The sequence below is a fragment of the Helicobacter mehlei genome (assembly GCF_007280785.1).
Lineage (GTDB): Bacteria > Campylobacterota > Campylobacteria > Campylobacterales > Helicobacteraceae > Helicobacter > Helicobacter mehlei.
This window is the reverse complement of record NZ_VKGC01000066.1, coordinates 1-680: the sequence shown is the minus strand read 5'-3', so window position 1 is coordinate 680 and position 680 is coordinate 1. Positions and strand designations below refer to the sequence as shown.

Here is a 680-nt window from a genome sequence, read left to right as displayed (position 1 = left end):
GGCGCAGATGGGGGGAAATCAGGGAATGGGGGTGGAGATGGGGAACTTATTAGCCAAACCACGCCCACACGCAAAGCTAGACCCGAAGAGATTACGCAAGAACTCTTAGACAGGGTAAAAGAAACTAACGCCAAAATATGGGTAGGAGACTTAACCAATGCGCAAATCTTGGAGCATTTGGGGTTAGACTCTAACAAAACGCTAAAATTTATCGCGGAGGGGGATGTCCTCAAACATGTAGAAAGCAGACATGGCAAGGATTCTATACACGCCAAAAGAGGGCAACCCCCTATAGAAATTGCAGACATAGCTAACTACCCAAATATGGTTAATGGCGCGGACATCATCCAAATCAAGAAGCACAATAATATTAAGACACTGATAAGCGGAAAGCAGATTAATGGGTATTTTATAGTCGTAGAAACTGTAGGCGTAAAGAATGGGCAACTCATCTTAAAAACGATGTATAAAGAGGGGGGGAAATTAGAAAATAGCCCCGTGTTTAAAGGTGGCGAGAATATACGACTATCTAAAGATAGCGGGGAGTCCATAGTCGCAACAGATGCGAGCCTCCCCTTAGACGCTATCAGTCGCCACCAAGACAACCCTACCACCCCAGAACTTAAGAATCAAGCCCAAACCCTCTACACCCAAGCCCAAGAGCAAGAGGGTGGGTTTAA

Annotated in this window: 1 protein-coding gene; it reads left to right on the top strand. The window is 45.6% G+C overall.

Annotated elements, in window-relative coordinates; genetic code table 11:
- On the top strand, positions 1 to 680 hold a 680-nt coding region (locus FNE76_RS08365; protein ID WP_456237344.1), incomplete at both ends, for a PBECR3 domain-containing polyvalent protein.